At 57.8% G+C, this 23213-nt stretch carries 21 protein-coding genes; 7 read left to right on the forward strand and 14 right to left on the reverse strand.

Features of this window, described 5'->3' with window-relative positions:
* The 4 genes from IT585_03145 to IT585_03160 all read right to left on the reverse strand — a co-directional run.
* A partial coding sequence (locus tag IT585_03145; protein MCC6962224.1) for a hypothetical protein occupies positions 1–474 on the reverse strand: 474 nt, incomplete at its 3' end.
* 108 nt (positions 475–582) lie between these two features.
* Positions 583–3021 carry a T9SS type A sorting domain-containing protein gene (locus tag IT585_03150; GenBank protein ID MCC6962225.1) on the reverse strand — a complete coding sequence of 813 codons (2439 nt, stop codon included), beginning with the start codon at positions 3019–3021 and terminating at the stop codon, positions 583–585.
* Positions 3022–3458: 437 nt separating this feature from the next.
* Positions 3459–6128 carry a T9SS type A sorting domain-containing protein gene (locus IT585_03155; GenBank protein MCC6962226.1) on the reverse strand — a complete coding sequence of 890 codons (2670 nt, stop codon included), beginning with the start codon at positions 6126–6128 and terminating at the stop codon, positions 3459–3461.
* Positions 6129–6426: 298 nt separating this feature from the next.
* Positions 6427–7353, reverse strand: a complete 927-nt coding sequence (locus IT585_03160; protein ID MCC6962227.1) for a dockerin type I repeat-containing protein — start codon at positions 7351–7353, stop codon at positions 6427–6429.
* 732 nt (positions 7354–8085) lie between these two features.
* Between IT585_03160 and IT585_03165 the strand changes: the two genes are divergently transcribed.
* Positions 8086–8958, forward strand: coding sequence for an HDOD domain-containing protein (locus IT585_03165; GenBank protein ID MCC6962228.1), 873 nt, complete (start codon positions 8086–8088; stop codon positions 8956–8958).
* A gap of 3 nt (positions 8959–8961) precedes the next feature.
* Entirely contained in the window at positions 8962–10473 is a 1512-nt protein-coding gene (locus IT585_03170; GenBank protein ID MCC6962229.1) for an HDOD domain-containing protein, read from the forward strand.
* On the opposite strand, the gene IT585_03175 is transcribed toward IT585_03170, so the two are convergent.
* From IT585_03175 to IT585_03220, 10 genes are all read right to left on the reverse strand, one after another.
* Positions 10474–11007, reverse strand: a complete 534-nt coding sequence (locus IT585_03175) for a GNAT family N-acetyltransferase (protein MCC6962230.1) — start codon at positions 11005–11007, stop codon at positions 10474–10476. It lies immediately after the preceding gene.
* A 53-nt stretch (positions 11008–11060) separates the two neighbouring features.
* Positions 11061–11648: a DinB family protein gene (locus IT585_03180; protein ID MCC6962231.1), complete on the reverse strand. Its 588-nt coding sequence runs from the start codon at positions 11646–11648 to the stop codon at positions 11061–11063.
* Between the two features lie 85 nt (positions 11649–11733).
* Positions 11734–12459 (reverse strand): cytidylate kinase-like family protein, encoded by a 726-nt coding sequence (locus tag IT585_03185; GenBank protein ID MCC6962232.1) that lies wholly within the window; start codon positions 12457–12459, stop codon positions 11734–11736.
* Between the two features lie 90 nt (positions 12460–12549).
* Complete coding sequence (locus IT585_03190) at positions 12550–12966, reverse strand: hypothetical protein (GenBank protein ID MCC6962233.1); 417 nt, start codon at positions 12964–12966, stop codon at positions 12550–12552.
* 1 nt (position 12967) lies between these two features.
* Positions 12968–14788, reverse strand: coding sequence for a carbamoyltransferase (locus tag IT585_03195; GenBank protein MCC6962234.1), 1821 nt, complete (start codon positions 14786–14788; stop codon positions 12968–12970).
* 78 nt (positions 14789–14866) lie between these two features.
* Positions 14867–15115, reverse strand: a complete 249-nt coding sequence (locus IT585_03200; protein MCC6962235.1) for a hypothetical protein — start codon at positions 15113–15115, stop codon at positions 14867–14869.
* A gap of 12 nt (positions 15116–15127) precedes the next feature.
* Positions 15128–15886, reverse strand: coding sequence for a class I SAM-dependent methyltransferase (locus IT585_03205; protein ID MCC6962236.1), 759 nt, complete (start codon positions 15884–15886; stop codon positions 15128–15130).
* A 33-nt stretch (positions 15887–15919) separates the two neighbouring features.
* Positions 15920–17158, reverse strand: a complete 1239-nt coding sequence (locus IT585_03210; protein MCC6962237.1) for a restriction endonuclease — start codon at positions 17156–17158, stop codon at positions 15920–15922.
* A 15-nt stretch (positions 17159–17173) separates the two neighbouring features.
* Positions 17174–17269 (reverse strand): topoisomerase DNA-binding C4 zinc finger domain-containing protein, encoded by a 96-nt coding sequence (locus tag IT585_03215; protein MCC6962238.1) that lies wholly within the window; start codon positions 17267–17269, stop codon positions 17174–17176.
* Positions 17270–17801: 532 nt separating this feature from the next.
* Positions 17802–18086, reverse strand: a complete 285-nt coding sequence (locus IT585_03220) for an HU family DNA-binding protein (protein ID MCC6962239.1) — start codon at positions 18084–18086, stop codon at positions 17802–17804.
* Between the two features lie 452 nt (positions 18087–18538).
* Between IT585_03220 and IT585_03225 the strand changes: the two genes are divergently transcribed.
* The 5 genes from IT585_03225 (at position 18539) to IT585_03245 (ending at position 23163) form a co-directional block, all read left to right on the forward strand.
* The gene (locus IT585_03225; protein ID MCC6962240.1) at positions 18539–19441 is read left to right on the forward strand and encodes a hypothetical protein; all 903 of its coding nucleotides are present in this window, start codon (positions 18539–18541) and stop codon (positions 19439–19441) included.
* Entirely contained in the window at positions 19402–19953 is a 552-nt protein-coding gene (gene rsmD, locus IT585_03230; protein ID MCC6962241.1) for a 16S rRNA (guanine(966)-N(2))-methyltransferase RsmD, read from the forward strand. The genes IT585_03225 and rsmD overlap by 40 nt, the downstream gene beginning before the upstream one ends.
* Positions 19950–20429, forward strand: coding sequence for a pantetheine-phosphate adenylyltransferase (coaD, locus tag IT585_03235; GenBank protein ID MCC6962242.1), 480 nt, complete (start codon positions 19950–19952; stop codon positions 20427–20429). The genes rsmD and coaD overlap by 4 nt, the downstream gene beginning before the upstream one ends.
* Positions 20430–20512: 83 nt before the next feature.
* Entirely contained in the window at positions 20513–21934 is a 1422-nt protein-coding gene (lysS, locus tag IT585_03240) for a lysine--tRNA ligase (protein ID MCC6962243.1), read from the forward strand.
* Between the two features lie 2 nt (positions 21935–21936).
* Positions 21937–23163: a lipoprotein-releasing ABC transporter permease subunit gene (locus IT585_03245; protein ID MCC6962244.1), complete on the forward strand. Its 1227-nt coding sequence runs from the start codon at positions 21937–21939 to the stop codon at positions 23161–23163.
* Positions 23164–23213 lie beyond the last annotated feature (50 nt).

Genomic DNA, 23213 nt, shown 5'->3' on the forward strand with positions numbered 1-23213 from the left:
AATGTCGGTTGTGGTCCCAAGCGAAATATTCGGTTTGACCTGCACGTAGAAACGGGCAATACGACCGCGGCCGATCGGCATGAAGGTACAGCCGTTGGCCGGATTCAGGTCGCCGGCGGCGAAGATCGCGCCGTTCACCGAATCGTTGGCGACCATCGACGGCGGCGTAAAGCAGAAGATGTTGTTGTTGCCGCGATCGATGTTTTCGATGTTGACGAAATAGTTGCCGGCGTCTTCCACGCCGACGAACCGCACGATGCTCGTGTCGATGCGGATGAAGGTATTGTAGGCCAACAGCGTCTTGGAGTTGACGACGAAGAGATCGAGCGGGACGATTGCCCCGGGCGCACCCTTCGTGTCAACCACGCGGAACGTGTCGGCCGCGGAGATCTGCGGCTGCGCCTGAGCGGACGGTGCAACAAACACCGCCAGCGCCAGCATCAGCGCCAACACAAGCAAAATTCGCTTGGTCATGGTACCACCTCGCAAAATCAGATTATTCACAAAGCGAAAATCCCGTCCAGCTCGGCGGACAGGCAGAAAACTCGATCGGACTGGCCATGGGCTCATGCTTGCCTTTCTCTACTTCAGCAAGACCATCTTTTTCGTTTCCGAAAACGCGCCGGCGGTCAAGCGATAGAAGTAGACGCCGGACGGTAAGCCGCGGCCGGAAGCATCCTGGCCGCGAAACACAACGCGGTGCGTGCCGGCCGGCAGCGGGCCGTCCAGCAGCGTTGTGACCGTCTCACCCAGAAGATTGAAGACCGTCAAATTGACAGCGCCGGCTTGCGGCAAGGCGAAGTCAATCACGGTCTCGGGATTGAACGGATTCGGATAGTTCTGATTCAGTTCATAGCTGTCCGGCAGTATCGTCGTGCTGCGCCGGATCGGCGTCAGCGTCGAGCCGGAAGCATCGACAAATTCGTGATTCACCAGAAGCGCGCGCGGGTCGGAAATCGTCACCAGGGCGCCGGCCGGCAATTCGGGCACATGGCCGCGCACACCGAGCAGCAGCACGCGCAGGCGCGTGCCGTCGCGGTGCGACTGCAGTTCAAAATCGTGCGCGGAGACACCGAGGACGACGTCGCAGTCAGCGGCGGAACTCAGCTCGAATTCCAGACGCGCCGCGGCGGCGGTCGTCGGCTGCGTGAGTTGGTATTCCAGCCCGCTCTCCGCGGCGCTCAGATCGTATTCGAATTCCTCCACGACACCGGGTGTTGCCAGCTTGGCGCCGCCATTAACGATCAGCAGTAGGCGGATCAGGTCGCCGAGCGTGGCCGGCACGCCATCCTGATTAATGTCGGAATTTTGCAGGCGCTCGCCGGTCAAGGGGTATTGCGCCGGGTTGATGAAGAAATTCGTAAAGTAGACGACGTCGCCGATCTCAAAGGCCACGCCGTTCAGGTTGATGTCGCCGACCAAACCGGCGTACTTCTTCACCAGCACACCACCGGGTGAATACAAAGTCTGGCTGCGCGGGACGGCAGCGCCGGCGGCGTCGAGAGCAATATTTTCGTCTTCCCCACCCGGATCAACATAGTCGAACTCCAGCGGCGAGTAGAGCCCGGCAAATTGCAGGTTGGAGGAAATCTGGAAGCGCAACTTTACGACCGTGCCGTTGCCGACGGCGAGGGCATTGCCCGGAGCGCCAGCGGTCGAACGGGCGGAGATGAAAATCTTGTCGGTGCCATCCGACTGCGTCAGTTGCGGCCAGCCGGCAATGCGGGTACCGGTCTTGTCGGCAGACACGAAGGTGATCAGCGTCGGATCGAAGCCGATGGTCAGGTTGAAGCCGGTGATCGGCACGCGATTGTGGAGGTTGATCGAGATCGTGACAACCTCGCCGGAGTACGCCTGCTCGTCGCTGATGGCAAGTTCGACCGGCAACGTCGGCAACAGGGTGAATTCGACGTTTTCGGTCGCACTGGCGCCGCCTTCATCGGTGGCGGTCAGGGCGAAGGCATAGTCGCCGGAATCGGAAATGTCGGAAACCCAGCGCAAGAAGCCGGGATTCGTTGAGCCGATCTGGGCACCGGCCGGAATTCCCTGCGCGGAGAAACTGACGGTCTCGAAATCGGGATCCTGGGCGACAAACGGTATGAAGAGCGTATCGCCAGCGCCGGCGGCGATGGATGATCCGAGTGTAATCACCGGCGGCCGGTTGGAATTGATCACGGTTATGGGAATGTCAATGTGACTGCCCGCTTCACCGTCGGAAGCAAAGATGGTCACGACATACGGTGAGCCGCTGGCGGAACCGGTGCCGACATAAGGCACTTGCCAGCGGAAGGTCCCGGTACCGTTCCCGAGATCGGAGAACCGGGCGCCGGCAGCCAGTCGGCCGGCATGCAGTTTCACAGCCGCGCGTTCCGGATCAACAGCGCGCACCGAAAAGGTCAGCACTTCTCCCTCGGAGATGGTCCGCGCGGACAGCGGTTCAAATTCCGGGGCGCGATTGGCGGCGATGATCGTGATCGTCCCCGGCTTGAAGTAAGGCCGGATCGTCTTGGCGTCGAACGCGCTGAGTTCGAGCCGACCGGCCGGGGCGACGAAACCGGAGTCGAGCGTCACGCTAGCATCGGCATCGACATCATTGCGCACGGTGAAATAGAGCTTGGCGAGTTCGTTGCGGCCGACGTTGATCGGCGGTTCGCCGAGGGCCACACCGCCCACGAGCAACGTGGCATTTCCTGCATCATGGGTGACGCCGTGGAATCCCCACGCTCGCGCGGAGGACCCGGCAAAACTGGCGGAATCAAATGTCAGAGATTCAGCGGGGTAATTCAGCGGAATTGAGAATCCGGCGATGGCCTCATCATTGACGACGGTTACCGGAACCGAGAACTTGCCGCCCGGATACGACGATGCGCTCCCAACAATAACGGAATCGATCTTATTGTAAGGATCGCTTTGCGCCGAAACGGGAGTAAATGAGACGGCGATCAGAAGTGCAGTGGCGAAGATGCCCACGAGGGCGAATCGCCGATTGATGCCAAAATGGCAGAATGATCCCCTAAGCATATTCACGGCTATGCTGTGCAACGAACATGCCAATGCCTCTTTTGGCTTGTGCTCAGTTTGGGGGCTCAAAATCATCACTGCTCTTCTGTGCGTCGCCGCATAAACGGCTTGATGAAAATAACTTACGCTGAAGTAACGTCGCCGTTTCCGGCGTGAAGTAAAATTTATAAACGAGGAATGCAGGAGCGGACGCGTTCCGCTTTGCATAAGTCGGCTTGCTTCTGTGCAAACTCTTGCAACCATCTCTAACCGGGCTACTTCCCTAAAACAAAAATGGCCTGGCATACGAACCGTTTTCGCATTAGTGCCAAGCTTCCACTAATCGATCTGGTCGTAGCCTTTAGAGATAGTTCCTGAATATCCTCCTCTTGAGTTGAGTTTGCTCTTTAAGTACGGGGAGGGTCTCCCCTCCCCATACCAAAAGAACTTCTGATGAATTACTTCATCAGCACCATCTTCTTGGTGTCGGTGAAGCTGCCAGCGGTAGCCTTGTAGAAGTAAATACCAGAGGCCACGGAAGCAGCATTCCATTCAACGTTGACAGTGCCAACGCCGCGGCCGTTGAAGCTCTTCACAAGCTGGCCGGCAACGTTGTAAATGTCGATCGTCCAGTCAGACGCGGTCGGCAGATCCAAACCGATCTTCGTGGTCGGGTTGAACGGGTTCGGGACGTTCTGCGACAGCTTGAATTCGGTCGGCAGGACGTTCTTGTTGATGCGGGTGTTCAGCAGGTTACCATTGTAGTCAGCAACCTGGACGTCCACCAACTCAACATCGCCATTCACCGTGAACAGGGCGTTCGAGCCGGCATCGATACGATTGGACATGTTGTCAAGGCCGGAGTAAACCAGGACCTTCACCAAGCCATCGCTCTCAGCGCTTTCGACCTTCATCGTGCTGTTGCTCGAGATGTTGTACGCGCCGTTCGCTTTGAACGTAGCATACACACCACCGAGTTCAACCGACGCGTTGGTCGACAGCGTGCCGTTGAAGCTGACGGTCGCCGTATTGGCAAACGGAGCCAGCTTCGGGAACGGAAGGGCATCGCCCACGATCACTCTCAGCAAGTAGACCAGGTCACCAACCGAGAGGGCCGTACCGTCGGCATTGACATCCGACGCGGCAATCTGGGCCTGACGATACTGCGGGTTGGAATCCAGAGCGCTGAGGCCGTACAGGAAGTAGTTCGTGTACAACACGGCGTCCGCGATTTCATAGGCAATACCGTTCAAGTTGATGTCACCGCGCGCGTCGATCGAGTCGGCGCAAACGATGTCCACACCGCCGTTCCAGAACAGGATGAACCGGATCGGCGCATACTTCTCGCTGACATCGCAAGCCGCGCAGGCACCACCGTAGGCGATGGCGAAGTAGCAGCTCATGTCAGTGATTTCGTAATTGGGATCGATACCCGGGGCGGTGTTCTCGAAATCAAACACCTGGCTCGAGATCCAAAGGGTGTCACCACCGATGTTCGAAATGCCGTTGTCGCCGCAGTCAATCCACGCGAAGCGGATCGGCACGTACATGCACTCGAAGGTACGGTCGTTGGTGACGTAGAACTTCAGGCTCACCAGTTCGGAACCGTTCGGCACGTTGAAGCACGACGGATGGTTGGCGCCGTTGTTGACGTCGGCAATCGCGACGACGCGAAGCAGACCACTCGGGCACGGACCGCCGCAGTTACCCTGCGCGCCGTAACGATAGGTGAAGTACTCCCATCCGCAGCCGGCCGGGCCAAGAGCGGCGCCGAGCGAGGCGGAGAAGAAGCTAAGGGCCGAAGCATCGTAGGCGACCAGGAAGTCGAAACCGCCCATAAGGTCGGAGCCGCTTTCCTTAATGATCGAAACGTACTCGAACATACCCTGAAGGGTATTGTGCGTCTTCTCGATGTGGATGACGAACGGTTCAGTGTCCAGCACCTCAATCGCGAAGTTGCACTGCGCAGAACCACCGCACGGATCCGTAACGGTAACCGTGAAGTTAATGGTGCTGCCGCCTTCAGAGACGTCGCTCAACCAGTTGAACACACCGGTACCGCTGATGGTAGGCGCATTCACGGTCGGATCACCGGCGACAGTCCACGTAGCGGCGTCGCACGGATCCGGATCGGTCGAGTTGAAATCGAAGGTCACCGGGTTACCCTTGCCAACCTTGGTCTGGATACCACCGCAATTGGTGATGGCCGGATTGTTGTTGGTCCAGGTAATCGTGAAGTTGTAGTCCGCGGTGCCGCCGCACGAGTTGGCCGCCGTCACAGTGACGTCGGTCGTCCCGCAGGTCGCGACCGGGTTCACCGACAACTCACCAGTACCCGAATTGATGGTACCGGCTGAGGTCGAGAAGGTAACCGGATTAGCCGCCGGGGAGTTGCCACCCTCGGTCGCATCAAAGTTGAACGTGTAGGTCAAGCAGTGATTGCGATTCACCGGGCCACCCGGGGTGGCGGTGAAGGTCGGGGGCAGACACGGGATGTGGAACACATCGAAGCAGACCGGCGGAGCGGTCGGATCCGCTTGCGAGGCGTTCGGCTGACCATTGAAGGTCGGCGCGAAACCGCCTGAACCGTAGTCAAAGGTCCAGCTGCCTGCCGGCGGATAGAAGATGTTGTCCACGCAGAAATCGTCCGCAGCCGGAGCCTGATCAAGCCAAGCACTGGCATTGAGGCTCATCGAGTAGATGCGGGTCGACACTGCATGGGCCGGCATGCCGCCGCCCGGAAGGCTGGCGCCGCCGAAAAGGATCGAATTGGGCATGTTGGTCATGGTGAGCAACAGGCCGCCAAGGTTAAACGCGGAGACAGAGGGCCCATCATCGATGGCCAGGACGTCGTCACCGCCGCCATCCGGCTGCGGGTGCGTGCCATAGTCATTCCAGATGATCGGCTGTGCACCGGTCTTCGTGAATCCGAAGCCGAGCGACATACCGGAGATCATGCTGGGGTTCGTGAACCAGAATTCAACGATCTGGCTCGCCTGACCCTCATGAACCGTATTCGGAAACGCGCCGGTCGGATTGATTTTGATGGTGACGTCCCCGACTTGCGCGAAGGCTGCCACCGTCAGAAGAAGCATAAACGAAGTAAGAAGTAAACAAATGCGCTTCATTGTTTGCTCCTATCAGTTGCTGAAAACTTGATAGTGAGTACGAGGTTAACTCTCACCTCATACAATCAGTTCAAATATCGCTAAAAGTCGAGCCGACAGTGCGGTCTTCTTCACGCGATCGAGCTTGCTCAGCGGTGACACGAGGGCCAACTCTGAGTGTGCTCGGTGGTGGTTGAACGTTTAAGCCTCTTCTCCTAAACTCCTTCTCACCTCCTTTCACTCCATATCTCGAATTGAATAATCGCTCAAAGTGCCAAACATGATATGTGCTCAGTGTTAATTCGCCGTTAGTCCCACCTCAGCAATGCGGGACCGGACCTCCGGCAAAAATGTAGTTGATCAGATAAACGGCGTCGGAGATCGAAACGGCACCGCTGCCGTCGGCATCGCCGTTACAGGCCGGCGACGGGGCCGGGCCACCGGCGAAAATGTAGTTAATCAAGAAGACGGCGTCGGAGATCGAGAAAGTGCCGCTGCCGTCGGCATCGCCGCACTTGCAGCAGGCAAAGCCGATGCCGCCGTTGACGTAGAGTCCTTTAGTTGAGTCAAACCAGCAATCCTGCAATTCAACTGGGACGGTGTCGGCCCAGGCGATGCAAGTATCCCCCTGCCACGCCAAGCAGTTGAAGTACGAAGTATCAATGTAGGTGGAACAGCTATAGGCGATCAAATCGGCAAAAGGATTGGAGAACCGGGTCTCGGCGCGGTTGATCGTCAGCACGACACGCGCGGAATCGCAAAGCGAATCGGGGAGGGAGCCCTTGGTCTGAAGATAAATCCGGAAGAATATGCCGGAGCCGGGTGCGAGCGGTTTTTTCACCGGGAAGCCGCCATTATCGGCGGTGCCGGCGACGCGCAGAACGGCGCCGATGGTATCATCAAGGATACGTGCCTGGAGGTATTCCCAACCGCGGATGCGAGTGCCGATGGTGTCAATCTTGGCATAGTAGATACCGGCGCGGACCGAATCGGTCTTGAAGCGCACCATTGAAGGTTCGGAGATATTGATCCACATCTGGAAACCGGAGATGGAGTCCGAGATGTTTGTTACATAGATCGGAATCACGATGTTATTGTTCGAGAGCTGAGTCGTGACTGTATCGACGATACAGATCAGACTGAGCGCCTGCGGGGACGAATCGGCTTTCTCTCCGGACGAGAACGCAATCGCGATCGGAACGATGAAGACCAACGCGATTGAAAGAAAGCGCCATGTGCTGGCCATTGAGCAACCTCCTTGCGGGTGACAACTGCTAAACCGTTAGTACTTTAATCGGTAGCTGTTTGGCCTGTGTCCAGTCTCCGTTGCGTGATTCTGTCAGGTTGGCGTCTTCTTCTTGTGCTTGGCAAGAACCTTATCAAACGTTCCGTTCAACAGCGTAACCGAAGAGAGAACCTGTTAGCGCTGCGAATTATAGACTAGAAGTAATAGAGAACGACTGTCGTCAAACCTAAAGTATCGAATATTTCGCGTTTGTCAAGAGGTTGTGCCAATTAGCAACAACTTCATCGGGTGTGAGACAGTTTGATTAAGACCTTGTGTTCACTTCGGGTTGGAATATATGGGTACCCCCGTGGATTGTCAATAGGATTTTGGCGAGTAAATGGGACTTTTTGGCAGGTTTGGGACCGCTGTCCTCCTGCGAAGAGACAGGCCCTAAGGTATTCAGGGTTCGGTCTTTGTAGCTGGAACGGCGAGGTAGCAGCGGTCGAAAGGGGATAAAAAAAGGCCGAAGGTCGGGTGCCAAATCTGAGAGGGGGGCAGGAAACTCAAATTTGGTACAACACCCTACTTCAGCCAATATTGCTAACACGCAAGCTATATGAATGTTCCCAGAAAGCAAGAAAAATTTCCATTTCACCGCCATCTTCATATCGATCAAGTGTTTGCCCAATCGGGTCGATACTGGGTTATAGGCTCAGGTTCCCAGATGCGGGCATTTGATTCCGAGGCGCTGTGACCATTCTCGACATCAAGAGTCATTCACTGCTGGAAAAGGTCGTCTCCGCGATTGGCGACTTGCCGGCTTCGCCGGCAATTGTGTCGGCGGTCATGGGGTTGACGGCCGATTTGAACTCAAACGTAGAGGAACTTGGTGAAGTATTGGCGGCCGACCCCGGGCTGACCGCCAAGGTGCTAAAGCTCTCCAATTCGTCCTTCTATGGCCGCTCACGGGCGGTGAGTTCGCTGCGGGAAGCGATCCTGATTTTGGGCTTCTACACGTTGCGCTCGATCGTGATCGCCTCGTCCACACACACGCTTTACAACCGCCGGGACAATATTCAGTTCGGGCAGAAGCTGTGGGATCATTCGCTGGCCTGCGCGTTGGCCGCGCGGATGGTAGCGCGCCGGCTTAAGCACCCACGCCTCGAAGAGATCTTCATCGCGGGGCTGTTGCATGATATTGGCAAGATTATCCTCGGGCAGAAGCTTCAGGCCGCTTACGACAAGCTCGTGCTCACGGTCGAGGATGAACGAGGTGAGTTTTCGGAGGCCGAACTGTCGGCGCTGGGATTCACCCATGTCGATGTCGGGGCGCTGGTTTTGCAGCGCTGGAATTTCCCGCCGGAACTGGTCGAGGGCGTGCGGATGCATCACGCCGAACCAGCCAAAGCCGAGGGCGGAGCCGCGACGATTGCGGCCGTCGTCCGATTTTCCAATGGTCTGGCCAAGCAGTTGGGTGTGGGTTTTTACAGCGGCGAAGGCCGCAATGACCGGCTGCTTCAGTTATCGCGGCCGCTGGAACTGCCAATCGAAGCGGTGGCCGAGCTGAGCGAGGAGCTGGCCGCGCGCTACGCGGAAGAAAAGCAACTTTTCGAGGAGTACTAAACTGTGTCGCTGATCGGACGCCACGAGACGTTGCGGCGCCTCGACGAATTCGAGGTGATGCCGTCGATACCGCAGATCATCGTGCGGGTGCGGGAGATCTCGGAAGATCCGCGCTCGTCGGTGGCGGACCTGGCTAATATCATCCTCTCCGACCACGCGCTGACTTCACGCATCCTCAAGATCGCCAATTCGGCATTTTACGCCGAATACGCCAACCGCGTCTCCACGATCACGCAGGCGATCACGTTGATGGGCTTCCGCACAGTGCAGAATGTGGTAATCTCGCTGGCGATGTTCGACGCGATGGACACCTTCAGCCGGCACAAGTTCGATTTTCGCCAATTCTGGACGCATTCGCTGGCGACCGGCGTGATCGGCAAGATGATTGCCGCCGCCGCGCGTTACAAAGTCCCGGAAGAGGCGTTTATCGCGGGCTTTATGCACAATATCGGTGTGGCGATTCTCGCGGTAGTGTTCCCCGAAGAAGAGGCGCTGGTGCTCAAGAAGATCGAGCGCGGGGAGGAGCAGATTACCGCCGAGAAGTCGATCTTCGGCATCGATCACGGTGAAGTGGGCGGCTGGCTGGCGCGCAAGTGGAATCTACCGGCATTGCTGGCGCGGCCAATCATGGAACACCACCGGCGCGGGTTGCCGTCGCGGCAACGCAACAGCAATTGCCTGGTGGATTACATCTATGTCGCCGATCTGGCGTATGATGCCATCTTCAAGGGGGACGAAACCCGCCAGCGCGCCTACGTCAAGGCGGGACTCGATCTGGTCGGAATCACCGAAGAGGTGCTGGTTAAGATTCTCGAGGCGGCGCCGGAGTTGATCCGCAATATTGCCAATGAGCTGGAAATCTCGCTCAAGGCGCCGGCGACGACGAAGATGGAAGTCGAGCGCGATCTGGTGCGCAAAGAGGCGGCGGAGACGATCCAGAAGCTGCAGGAACGCAATCGCGAGCTGGCGATAATCCAGGAGGCGGGCGAAGCGTTGCGCTGCGCGGACAGCGAGGATGAGATCGTCCAGACAACGCTGGAAGAGGTTATCCGCGGGGTTGGAATCGGCCGGGTGTTGCTGCTGAAGATCGACGCGGAGGCGAAGAGCGCGCAGGGGGCGCTCGGTTTCGGCGTAAACTCCCAGCAATCCGTGTACGATATTGCCTTGCCGCTCGGCGACAACGTCGTCGGTCGAACGGTGGCCGACCGGGCGGTGCAGAACATCGTCGATGCGGACTCAGAGATTTATCAGGAGGTCATCGGCGCCGAAGAGCGCGCGGTGATCGGTTGTTGCGCGTTCGCGACGTTGCCGGTGGTGGTGGGCGAAAATGTCGAATTCGTCATGATCGTCAACAATCCCGATCCGACCGAGCCGGTGGATGATGAGCGACTCCGGACCATCGCCAGCCTGATCAATCAGGCGGCCATGGCGATTGAACGGATTCGCCTGCGGCGAGTGCTCGAAGAGCTGCAGGGCACGGCGGTCAATCAACTTCTGAAAACCGCGGTGAAGTAGTCAGCGATCCGGGGCCGCTTCCCAAAGATACTTCAAGAAAACGTAGTTTCCTTCCGGCGCGACGCCGATCCGGCGGAATCCGGCTTTCTCGAACAGCATTTGCGAAGCGATATTTTCTTCGAGGATTTGCGCATCGACCCGCGATATCTGCAGTTCCGTGCTGAGGAAATCGAGCATGAGTTGCAGCGCCTCCAGAGCGATTCCCTGCCGCCAGCGCGCCACGACACCGACGATGATGCCGACCTCGCAGGAGTGCTGTTCCGGCAAATGGTCGAAGTAATTGACCAGGCCGAGCGGGATTCCGGACAAGTCGCAGATCGTCATGACACCGCCGGAGGCATCGTGGTCGAGATAGCGTTTGAAACGGAAGCGCTCGTAATCGGAGCGCGAAAGGGTCGGATCCCACCAGGGATTGGCGAGGTAGCGCTGGATGCGTTCGTCGCGATACCAGTCGAAGAACGGATCGAGGTCTTTGGGAACGACCCGCCGCAACAGGCAGCGCCGGCCGCAGCGGATGATTGAAGTCCGGCTCACCGGCAAAACATCATGCGGCGGCTTCGCAAAAGCAAGCGATATGGCGAGGGTGGCTAATCCTCGGCGGGACCGGAAAGCATGCCGGCATCACGCATCAAGTGCTTGAGCAGCAGGATTTGGCCGGAATGCGCGGCGAAGTGCTCCAGCACGTGATAGAGCGTCCACATAAAGGTGATCTCGCGAGTGCGGCGCTTGAAAGTCTGCTCGAGTTGGGCATCGTCCCAGGTGCGCAGTTCGGCGTGGACGGCGGCACGCGCCTTGTCGAGCATCACTAAATAATCGGCCGCGGTCTTCCCGGCCAAAGTTGCGGGATGCCGGCCTTCCGGCTTGAGCGGCAGGCCGTCATCGTCCATCCGGATTCCGATCGTGCGCAAGAGGACTTCGTCACCTTCGGGCTCAACCGGAATTTCACGGGCCGCCACCGTCAGCCAGAAGACTTCAACGATGGCCAGATGCGCGAGCAGCATACCGACAGTGTTGACTCCCGGATGCGGCTGCCATTCCAGCTGCGTTACCGTCAGTTTCTCGACAGCCGGCTTCAGCAGCGCCAATTGATCGTCAAACTGTGCGGCAAAGAGCCCGACGATTCTCTGCGTTGCCGGCTGGTAACCGGTGACCGGATGCAGTTTTCTCAATTCCATGAATCTCCTCGGGGACCAATCCCGCAGGCACGATATGCGCTGCGGCCGTGTCACGCAATTAAATTATCGCCCCCGCAGGTCGAGGTTAGGGTTCGGCGACCGAGTTGTCGGGACGCGCCAACCGTTCGAACTTATCCATGGCGGCGTTGGCGATCAGGTTGACCGCCGTGTCGAGTGACACCCAGTCCATGTTGATCACCATGTCGTACTGCGCCGGATCGTCGATCGACTTGCCGACCAGCTTGTGGACGAAGGCGGTGCGGTCGCGGTCGCTGGTTTCGATCTCTTTCTTCGCCTGCTCCGGCGTCATCTTGTCGCGTTCGACCAGATTGTGGATACGCGTGGCCGGCGAGGCAATCACTCGCAAGTGGAATCCGCGGTTGCCGCCGATGATGAAGTTGGCCGCTCGGCCGACAACGATGACCCCGCCCAGCCGCGAGATAGAGAATATGATTTCAAGCAAGTGGCGGGCGTAGTCGCTCAAGTCGATCGATTTGCCGGTCAGGATCGACTCGAACCACAGCTCCATCTGCGAACGCGAGTGCTCATCCAGCGACTCGACGATGCGGCGCTTGTATCCGGAGGTAGCGCAGATACGGTCGATGATGTCGCGGTGCAGCAAAGTGTAGTTAAAGCGGTGGGCCAGGCGCTCGGCGATGATCGTTCCGCCCGATCCGCGCTGGCGCGAAACCGTGATCATCGGCTTGGGAATATGGATCGAACGGGTCAAGCCGGAGTGCGAATCTTCCAGTGATTTCTGCAACTCCCAGCGGCGGATCTGGCGATCGATTATGAGTTCTATGGAAGTCATAGGGCACCTTCCTCTTCCATACCATTATACTCCCCAATTCAATAAACGTCAACAATTACGGCGATGTTTAGGGAATTTCCGGTGGGGCGGTCAAAACTGGCGTTGGAAGGAGTCGCGATCGGGAGGATTCTCAACGTCCACAAGGTAGCTGGCGGCATCACTGGGCTGCTTAAGTCGTAGATCGTCTTTGCCAAGGAGCCGGGAGATAATTCCGATGGGAGTCAAAATGAGATAAAATATGACTCCTATGACGATCGGCGAAACTACGATGGAGAGAATGAAGGTGATTCCCATCCACAGCAGGTAGACCCATTTGCCGAACGTTGCAGCAGTCAAGAAGCTCAGTGCCGCCAAGATTAAGCCGATACCGCCGACCCAGAGGGCAGGAATGATGCCCTTCGCTGCCAGCGCCAAGACGGCAAGCAAGGTGGCCGCAATGGCGAGCGTGACTGCAAAGTAACGGACTTCCCCGCGGGAGGGATGCCAGTTGATTCGCTGCAGTATCATCTCAATCTCTCCCGAAGCGAGCGCGGTATTCCTGCGCGCCCGGAAACGGCGGTTGATCGCGCTTGAAGAGCACAATGTTTTCCAACACGAGCATATCCATCTCGGTAAACATGAAGCAGCGATAGGCTTCTTCCGGAGTATTGACGATCGGCTCGCCGCGAATATTGAAGCTGGTGTTGACGATGACGCTGCAGCCGGTGCGCTCCTTGAAGGCACGCAGGATGTCGTAGAAGAAGCCGTTGCGTTCGCGGCTCACGGTCTGCAGGCGTCCGCTGTAGTCGACATGGGTGACGGCGGGAATCACTGATTTCGCCCAGTTCAGGCGGTCGATGCCCTGCAATTGCGCTTCGTCCGGAGTCGGTTGGCGCCGCAGCGAGGATCTGATCGGCTCGACGAAGAGCATGTAGGGGCTGTCGCAGTCTTCCGCAAAGTATGCGGCGACATCCTCGCGCAGGACCGCCGGCGCGAAAGGACGAAAGCCCTCGCGGAACTTGATCGCCAGATTGAGCCGCGACTGGATTTGGGGCGAGCGAGCGTCGGCGAGGATACTGCGGGCGCCGAGAGCGCGGGGACCGAACTCCATCCGCCCTTGTACCAGTCCGACGACCAGGCCGTCATCGATGGCGGCCGCGATGCGATGGGCCGTCTGTGCGTTGTCGAGTTGTTGGTACTTCGCGTCGATGGAGTCGAGATATTCCGTGATCTGCTTCGATGAGTAGGCCGGGCCGAGGAGACTTCCCTGCTGGCTGTCGGCCGGCTCCGGGGTACGATCGTTGTCAAGATGGATGTGCCAGGCCGCCAGCGCGGCACCGAGTGCGCCGCCGGCATCGCCGGCTGCCGGCTGAATCCAGAGTCTGTCGAAGATGCGCTCGCGTCGGATCAAACCGTTGGCGACTGAGTTCAAGGCGCAACCGCCGGCCAGACAGAGGTTGCGTTCGCCGGAAAGGTCGCGCAGCGTGTGCGCCAAGCGCAGCATGATCAGATTGGTGACGGCCTGGATCGAGGCAGCGAGGTCAAGTTGCTGCTGACTGAAGCGCTCGTCCGGCGCTTTTGGCTCGAGTCCGAAGAGCCGGTGAAATTTCCTCGAGGTCATGCGCAGGCCGTGGCAGTAGTCGAAATAGTCGAGGTTCAGCCAGAACGAGCCGTCGTCTTTGACATCAATCAGTTCGCGGAGGATCAGGTCGACGTGCTTCGGTTCGCCGTAGGGCGCGAGTCCCATCAGCTTGTATTCGCCGGAGTTGACGGCAAAGCCGAGGTAGTAGGTGAAGGCGGAATAGAGCAAGCCCAGCGAGTGCGGGAATCGAATCTCCTTGAGAATCTCGATATTGTTGCCGCGACCGCGGCCAAGTGTGGTGGTGCTCCACTCGCCGACGCCGTCGATGGTGAGAATCGCGGCTGACTCGAAGGGTGAGGGATAGAACGCCGAGGCGGCGTGCGAGAGATGATGCTGCGAGAAAAGAATCTTGCCGCGGAAATCCGCGCCGAGCCCGCGCCGGATTTCGCGGGGGATATGGAGTTTGTGGTGCAGCCAGAGCGGCAGTGCCTTGCTGAAGGAGCGGATGCCGCGCGGGGCAAAGGCCAGGTAGGTTTCCATCAGGCGTTCGAAGGTGAGCAGCGGTTTGTCGTAGTAACACACGCAGTCAAGCTGGGCAGCGGAGATCCGGCCTTCGTTCAGGCAGTAGGCGATGGCACCAGCGGGAAAGCGGGCATCGTGTTTGACGCGGCTGAAGCGCTCCTCGTGGGCGGCGGCGACGATGCGGCCGTCCTGAACCAGGGCCGCGGCAGAGTCGTGATAGAAGGCAGAGAGGCCGAGGATGTTCATCGAGAGATTATATGCTGACGATGGCAATCTGCAAAGAACTCGTCACAGCCCGTGTCGAGCGTTTTCTTGAAACGACCATCAGGGCCGATTGCGGGGGTGGTTTCTGGCGGTGCGCTCGTTGCCGCGCCTGTAGTTTCCAGTCAGACGGGCCATAAGCTGTTGCAGGTCGGCAGGCGCGAGGGATTCGGCGTCGGCGAGGAAGTCCAGTGCCACGCGGCCGCGAAGTACCGCTGCTGTCCGGCCGCGATGGAGGATGGTAACCTCGTTCTTCTTGTTCGCACGCCAGGTGAAGCCGAGTTCGGGCGAAGGATCTTCGGGTTTGGTCATATCGTTCGGTTGCTACCGCTTCGGCAAGAGCGTTGCCACGAGAATGGAATAGTGCTGATTCGCCAAGGTCAACTGAAACGTTTGCTCGCGAGCGTGGAATCCAGACTTGGCGAGCAGGCGCAGCCAGTCGGAGCGTGAAAACAGGCTCAGAACATGCCGGTCGTGTTCGATCTCCAGGCCTTCGGTCCGGCGAATGAAGAGGGTCATGATGATGTCCACGGAGGTATCTGCCGGATCGGGGTCGTAAACGTATTCGACGTAGGTCAGCTCGCAATCGGCGTTGCGGCGTGTGACATGATATACCTGCGGCGAGACGAAGGTGTCGCGGAAATAGTCGGGAGACATCAAAAGGAGGCCACCGGGCTCAAGGTGGGCGGCCGCAGTGGCGAAGGTCGCGAGCAGATCATCCTCTGTGTGCATGTAGCCGATAGCATCATGAATCAAGACGGCGGCGAATTTGCGCTGCAGTCGAACCGTGCGCATGTCGCCGACAATATGCTCGACGCTGGGATTGAGTTGCTGCGAATGGGCAAGCATCGCGGCGGAAAGGTCTACGGCGGTGGCGTCAAACTCGCCGGTCAGAAAGGATAGGTTATGCCCGCCGCCGACGCCGAGTTCAAGCAGGTGATGGCGGCCGCTGCCGACGTGTTGGCGCAAGAGCGAGCGCCAGCAGTCGGATTCCTCGGCGTACTCTTCCCTTTCACTGACCAGCGGCCAAAGCCAAGCAAGGTCGGAGTAGAGGCGGTTGGTGGGGATGGAGGAAGGGTGCATGGAATTCGTCTCAGTGGAACACCTGCAGCGCAGTCACTCCGAGTCCTTTCCAAGCCATTTCCAAGCTCGCCGAAATCCGAGGTCTTCCGCTTCCTTCACAGTCGCGACGTAACATTCATTTCGCTCGCTTTCAATTATTGCTCTATCATATTGTTGGTCAAAAGGCAAATGGTAGATCCTCTCCCCAGTTCGTCTTGATACGTTGCATTTGATTGAAGGGTAGAATTGAAATGGATAGGACTCGCGGACAATTACTCCAAGGTGGCTTGCGAATTCTCCGGCTCTTTCTGAAAGAGTCGTTGTAGTGTATAGGGCTCCAATTGCACTTCGATCGCGAGACTCGATTTGATACTTCACAAGTGTACCGTAAAGCTGCGTAACGTGATTCTCTCGAATGGTCCTATGCTTTGACCATCTCTTGCATTGGACAATGACTACATTGCCTTGCTTAGAGCAAATCAGATCGCGACCCAAGTCGTCGTATCCTTCGAGTATTCCCTGATAGCGGACTGAATAGCCTTCTCTTTCGAACGTGTACCCAATGAAACGTTCATATTCCTTGCCTAATTCCCAGTTTGTTTTGCTTTTTCGAGACCAGTACCTGTCGAGTGCCAGTTGATTTCGCTCACAACTGGACAACCGCGCAAACTCTTGATCTGAAAGAGAAGGCAATACCAGCCTAACTGGGTCAATAGCTACGTCACTGATATCGCGAATCGGGTCGGTGATCTTCTTTCCTAGGATCCTTCTGAGCAAGTCGTCGTCAGCATCGTCCAGCAAATCCTCAAGAAATGGGAATAGTGTTTGATAGTACTCGATAATGTGGATAGTCACTCTTAGTTTCTGCTCAATGGCTCTTCTCTCAGCTGCGATGTCGCGAACCCGATCGGCACTGACCTTGGCGGCTCGCTTCTTTTTCGCCATTAGGTCGGCTTCCTTTAAAGCTTGGAGGTAGAAGAGCTCCGCGTACCCCTTCGCGAGCCAGGGGAATCCGCTCGCTTTTTCTTTGGCGAGCTGCTTAAGTCCGGATTTGGTTTCCTTAATTAAGCTCCTCATGCGATCGACATATTCTCTGAATCTCTTCTCCTCGAAGGCGAGCTTGTTCAACTCAGTTTGGATTTCCAATCTCTTATCAGCTGCGTACTGATCGAGTATCTCTTGGGGCGGTCGAAGAATCGAATCCGCCCGTGCAATAAGCGTGTCCAGTGTTGACATCAGATCACCCACTTGAAGCAACCGGGCAAGAGTGCTCTTCTGTTTGTGATTAAGCATCTCGTTTCTCGAATCCTACTTCAGAATGCTCTCGGACTCTCGCGTGAAGTCACACTTTGGCCAGGCACTACATCCCAAAAACAAACCGCGAGCACCGCGCTTTAACTGCATCAGAGATCCACAAACTGGACACACATTTATTACTTCACCACTGGAGTTTTTGAGTTCTAGATTCGCAGACCCGTAGTACGCCTCAAACTTCTGAACAAATCTTTCAGTCGTAATGGTGTACTTCTCAATGTCCAAGGCCCGAGCCTGCAATTCCTTGTCATCGAGATAGCTCTTAAGCACAATGTTCTGCCGAGAGAACTCTCTCAAGTACTTGACGATTCTGATTGCAACCGCGAGGCTGACAGCTATGATTGTAATCAGCGTTCCATTGTCCGGAAATACTGCCAACGCAAACAGCCAGAGCCAAAATACCAAGGCAAACACAAAAATCTCGGTTCGTTATGGGTCCTTTTGGTAATCAGAATAATACAACCAAGCACATAAGGCTTCAAGTGAATTCGGCTGCAGCCAACCCAGATCGGGCGCTCACGGCGCCCTTCCGAATAATCCTGAGCAGACTCAACAAAAAAAACGTCCCCGGTTGTGGCGGGGACGTTGTGCTCGGTTCCCTGAGCAGAAAAATCAAAGGAGCTTACTTCTTCGGCGGGATGATTGCATCCTTGCAAGCCTTGGCGACACGGAACTTCACCACGGTCTTGGCCGGGATCTTGATGGCTTCGCCGGTCTGCGGATTGCGGCCGGTGCGGGCCTTGCGGTTCGACTTCACCAGTTTGCCGAAGCCGGGGAGCGTGAACTCGCCATTCTTCTTGGTTTCGGAGACGGCGGTCATGTGCAGCGTGTCCATAAATTTGCTGACTTCGACCTTGGTCATTCCGGTTTTCTCAGCCATGGTCGTGATCAGCTGAGCTTTGGTCAGGGGCTTGTTAGCCATGTGGAATCCTCCACGAATTGGGTTTAGGCAATATTGACAGGGTCAAAACCTGGGTGACCCCAGTTTCACCCTGTATTTACAATGTTTGCGGCGCATTGGATAATCATTCCCAATATTCAACGCAACAAAAACTTTTGAATTTTGCACTTTTTTTTCGCGGGTGAAACGCAGGTCGCCCCTTTTTCGGGCAGTAAAACCGCACCTTTGCGGACGGCGCCGGTTCCGGCGGCTGCCGTTGGTCTCCAAATGGGGGCAAAAAATGCGGGTGGGAGGGCAGGTTCGCTCGAGGGGACCGGCGGCCAAGCACCCTCACCCCCGGCCCCTCTCCCATTAGGAGAGGGGAGAGAACGTCGCCGTGGATCATCGAATGACACGCCCTGTCTCGAGGCGACTTGTTTCGCGCGCGTGCGAAAGGCGCTTGCCGGACGGCATCAACAGTGTACCATCGGGACATGTTCGCCTATCACGGAAAGATCGCCGGGGTGGCGAAGGCCGGGACGGGCTGGCGCTATCTCCTGGCGATGCCGAATCCCGAAGGGCTGAGTGTTGATCAGGTCGGCGAGTTGGATGCTGCCGCGTCCGATGAGGCCTGGCAGGCGCTGGCCGGCAGCCGCTGTATCTACGGTTTGAGCAAGGGCGAGTATTCGCGGCAGCGGCTCAGCCTCGTTAGCGAGGCGGTGTTGCAGGATCCCGATCAGTTGCTCTGGGAGCTATCGCGCGCCTGCGCCGAGGCGATCGACAATTACCATTTCACGTTGCTGCGCACCCACAGCAACGATTCCGAGGTCGAGGTCACCTGCCTCGCGGTCAACAAGACTGTTTTCAGCCGGATCGGACAGTCGTTCGAAAGCCGCGGGCTGCTGCTGGATCGGATGCTCTTCTTGCCGGAGGCGTTCCGCAAGATCGTCAAACCGCGACTGCAGGCCGAGCGGGAATTGTGCCTGCTTGAGGGCGACGGCGGGCTGCATCTGCAGTTGTTCCGCCGCGGCCGGCTGGCGGCGTTCGAGACGATCGGATTGAGCGGCGAGGAGACGATCGAGCGGATGACGGAGGAGATCGGGATCGTCCTGATGGCGGTATTCGGCGGGCGCACGCTGCGGCGGGCGGTGACGGCGCACATCCTCGGCGGTCGGCGACTGCACGACATTGCCGCCGTACTCGAACGACAACTTCCCTACGATTTCACCTTCACCGACGAGATTTGGAACTCGGTACCGCTCGGCGCCGGTCTGTCTCCGGAGGGCCGGAGCGCCTATTTTTCCGCCCTGGCGCCGGCCTATGCCTATTATCTTGCCGAAGTATGCGCATCATCGCCGGTGAACGACGCGGCCTTATCCTAAAGACCTGCGATTTTGAAGGATTCCGCCCGACCCTTGATCGCGTCAAGGAGTCGCTCTTTGGTACATTGACACCGCATTTGGAGGGAGCGCGGGTGCTTGACCTGTTTGCCGGGTCCGGCGCCCTCGGACTGGAGGCGGTTTCGCGCGGGGCGGCGTCCGCGCTGCTGATCGACAACGATCCGCAGGCGGCGCGCGTGATCGAAAGGAACTTGGCGGCGGCGAATTTCGGCGAGCGCTGCCGCTTCGTCCGTGCCGACTTTGACGTTGTGGGAAAAAAGGTTGCGCGGGGGGAGCGCTTTGACTTAGTTTTCGCCGATCCGCCGTATTTCAGCGGTTTGGCGCAGCGGGTGATCGATCATGTTTACGACTATAGTCTGCTGACGCCGGACGGGCTGTTGTGTGTGGAATTGGCGCGCAAGGAGGCCGCCGCCTGCGCTTGCACCGGCTTCGAAATCCTGCGCGAGAAGAAGTACGGCAGCACGCTAATCTGGATCATGAGGAGAAACCAGTGAGACGGGCAGTTTATCCGGGCAGTTTCGATCCGATCACCTACGGACATGTCGACTTGACCAAACGGGCGGCGGAGATGTTCGACGAGGTGATCGTGGCGATTGCGGACAATCCCAACAAGAAGGTGATGTTCACGCACGAGGAGCGACGCGACATGGCGGCGGCGGCGCTGGCAGAGATCAAGAACGCCCGCGTGATCGTATTCGGCGGGCTACTGGCCAATCTGGTCGAGCGCGAGCATTGCTGTGCGATTGTCCGGGGGATGCGCGCCGTCAGCGATTTCGAGTACGAGTTTCAGATGGCGTTGATGAACCGCAAATTGTCGCCCCAGGCCGAGACAGTGTTTTTGCTGCCGTCGCTGCGTTACGTCTACCTCAGTTCAAACATGATCAAGGAGATCGCTCGTCATAACGGCAAGATTGACGATCTGGTGCCGCCAACCGTCCTGGCCAAGCTACGCGAGAAGTACGGGCGGTAGGCCGCGGACCGGATCAGGGAAGAGCACAAGGAGCAAGAGTGACCGAGAATATCGCCGACCAACACCAAGTCCGCGTTGACAAGATGCGCGCCCTGCGCGAGGCCGGCATCGAACCTTACGCCTACAAGTACGACAAGACGCACGCCGCGCAGCAGCTGCTGGACAACTTCGAAGCGCTGGCTGAACCGCAGACGACGGTAAAAATTGCCGGCCGGTTGATGACGATCCGGCACATGGGCAAGTCGATCTTCGCGCACCTGCAGGATGAGTCGGGCCAGATCCAGATCTATGTCAAGAAGGACGCGGTCAGCGGGCCGGAGTTCGAGGTCTTCAAGAAGGCGGATATCGGCGATATCTTCGGCGTGGCCGGATATTTGTTCCTGACCAAGATGGGCGAGAAGAGCGTCCACGTCAGCAGCTTGCAGTTGCTGGCCAAGAGTCTGCGGCCGATGCCGGAAAAGTGGCACGGCCTGACCGACAAGGAGACGCGCTACCGCCGGCGCTACCTTGACTTGATTGCCAACCCCGAGGTGCGCGACGTTTTCAAGAAGCGGTCGGCGATCGTGCGGGCGGTACGGAATTTCCTCGACGGCGAGGGATTCGTGGAAGTCGAGACGCCGGTGCTGCAGCCGATTTACGGCGGCGCCGCGGCCAAGCCGTTTATCACGCATCACAATCGCCTCGATGTCGACTTGTATATGCGCGTGGCGGATGAGCTGTATCTGAAGCGGCTGATCGTGGGCGGGTTTGAGAAGGTGTGGGAGTTCTGCAAGGATTTTCGCAATGAAGGGCTCGACCGCAGCCACAACCCCGAATTCACCATGGTCGAGCTGTACTGGGCGTATGCCGACTACAACGACATTATGGATTTGTACCAGCGCATGATCGTCAAGGTCGCCACAGATGTTTTGGGCACAACGACAGTTGAATTCGGCGGCAACACGATTGAATTGGGCGGGAACTGGAAGAAGGTGGGGTTGCTGGATGCAATTGCGGCCGCCATCGGCCGCGACGTGATGCACGCGGACGAAGCCGCATTGCACACGCTCGCCAAGGAGCACGGCATTGATTCCGACAAGCTGGCCGGCCGGGGTAAGTTGATCGACGAGCTGTTCAGCGTCCTGGTGCAGCCGCGGTTGATTCAGCCGACATTTATTATCGATTATCCGACCGAGTTATCCCCGTTGGCCAAGCCGCACCGCAGCCAGCCGGGATTGACGGAACGATTCGAGGTGTTCATTGGTGGAATGGAGATGGGGAACGCGTTCAGTGAATTGAACGACCCCATCGACCAGCGGGAGCGGTTCGAGCGACTGGTCGAGATGGCCCGCGCGGGCGACGAGGATGCGCCGGCGGTGCTGGACGAAGACTATGTGTTCTGCCTGGAGCATGGGATGCCGCCGACCGGCGGGCTCGGCTTCGGGGTCGACCGGTTGTGCATGTTGCTGTTGAATCAGCACTCGATCCGCGACGTGATTCTGTTTCCGCAGATGAAACCGGAGTAGGTTTGGGTTTTGAAATCTTCATCGCGCGACGCTACCTGCGCAGCCGTCGCCGCGAACACTTTATCTCCTTCATTTCGCTGATCTCCATTGTCGGCGTCGCTATCGGCGTGGCGACACTCAACTTCGTGATGGCGATGATGAACGGCTTCGAGACGGAGATCCGGCAGCGCATCATCGACACAACGGCGCACATCACGGTCTACACCTTTTCCGGTGAGGGCTTCGTCGACTGGCAAACTCTGGCGCAGAAGGTCGGCGAGGTGCCGGATGTGGTTGCCACGGCACCGAACATCTTCTACAAGTCGGTCATCGGCTCGAACGACGCCAACGACGGTATCTTCGTCAAGGGCATCATTCCCGAACTGGAGTTCGGCGTCTCGGAGTTGCGGAAGCAGGTGGTTGCCGGCACGGTCGATTTGGGAGCTTCCGCAGACAGCCTGCCGGGAATCCTGATCGGCCGCGAACTGGCGGCGACGCTCGGAGTCAAGCTCGACGATGAGGTGATGCTGGCCTCGCTCAAACAGAAGAAGATGACGCTGACGCTGCAGCCCAAGTACAAGAGATTTCGCATCACCGGAATCTTTGAGACCGGCATGAACGAGTACGACGCCAACCTCGTCTACATCTCGATCCCGATGGCGCAGGACCTGTTCAAACTCGACAACATGGTGAACGGACTGCAAGTGCGAGTTAAGGACTTCTACAAGTCACAAGACGTCGCGCGCGCAATCGAAGAGGAATTGGGAAATCCCTACTATGCGGTTGATTGGTCGGAACGGCACAAGAACCTGTTCGGCTGGATGACGCTGGAGAAATACGGCATGGCGATCGTCGTTGGTCTGATTGTTGCGGTGGCGGCGTTTAATATCGTCACGACCTTGATCATGTTGGTGCTGGAGAAGCGGAGGGACATCGCGATTCTGAAGTCGATGGGTGCCAATCGCAGCCAGGTGATGCGGATCTTCGTCTACCAGGGAACGCTGCTGGGCGTCGTCGGCACGCTGGCCGGAACGGCGCTCGGGTTCTTGCTCTGTTGGCTGCAGCGGACGTTTCACATTGTGTCAATCCCGGGCGAAATCTATTTCATCAACAGCCTGCCGGTGGATGCGCGGGCGCACGAGTTTGCGATCGTTGCCGGTGTGAGCGTGCTCATTGCGTTTCTGGCAACATTGTATCCATCGCGCCGGGCGGCGCGGTTGTTCCCGGCCGACATTTTGCGGCATGGATAAGTTCGTAGTTTTATTGCAGTTAAGGGACTGCGGGAATGTGACGACAAGAT

This window comes from Candidatus Zixiibacteriota bacterium (assembly GCA_020853795.1).
Taxonomy (GTDB): domain Bacteria; phylum Zixibacteria; class MSB-5A5; order CAIYYT01; family CAIYYT01; genus JADJGC01.